This is a genomic window from Rhodoplanes sp. SY1, from assembly GCF_046000175.1.
Classification (GTDB): Bacteria; Pseudomonadota; Alphaproteobacteria; order Rhizobiales; family Xanthobacteraceae; genus Rhodoplanes.
Window position 1 is genome coordinate 1 of record NZ_JBEOMB010000388.1, and the last position, 684, is coordinate 684.

At 50.7% G+C, this 684-nt stretch carries 1 protein-coding gene; it reads right to left on the reverse strand.

All coding sequences use genetic code 11. The annotated features are described in order from the left end of the window. Positions 1-684 (reverse strand): TIGR04141 family sporadically distributed protein (locus ABTU92_RS29860; RefSeq protein ID WP_408095162.1); only part of this gene is annotated, 684 nt, incomplete at both ends.

Here is a 684-nt window from a genome sequence, read left to right on the forward strand (position 1 = left end):
GCGAATTTTAGCCCGAAAGCCACGGAATTCGATTTCTCGTGCATTGCTTTCGAATGTCAGCTTGGCCAAAAATGGAATGGTGTGATGGCCTTGATTGTTTAAGTGGTCGGCAATCGCAAATTCAATGGTTATATCCGCTGGCTTGGCATTTCTAAGAAGCTCCGCCCTTTCGTCTCCTGCGTCGGCGCGAACTCGCTCGATGAATTGTTTCCTTACATCATCACGCTGCCAAAGGTCGGCAGTCCGCCGGCCTTGCTCAAAGAGGTGGCTTAGCATGCTCGGCTGCCGAGATGTGCGTTTTAGATGGATCATTCGCAATTGGCTCGCATCGTAAAGATCGCAAACTTCAAGCTTGGAGAACTCTCCGCTTGAGGACTTATGCCACTTTTGATCGAAGAGGACGTATCCAGTCTCATCGGCAATGCGCTTATTGTAATCCTCTTCAGGCTCATAGGCCGGTATAATCTTTGCCTTTGCGCCACTCTTATTGTTCTTCGACCAGCTCTTCACGAGGAAGGGGGTGAGATTCGGGTCGGATTCGGCTTTTCGATCTCGGAAGAACGCTTCAACCGGGCCAAAGATTCCGTCGGACGGAATGTACCAATGGCCTTCGTTCAGGACGAATCGAGTCCCTTCTTTGTCTTCGAGGCAGCCGATCAAGCAGCGAAACACAGACCACTTTCC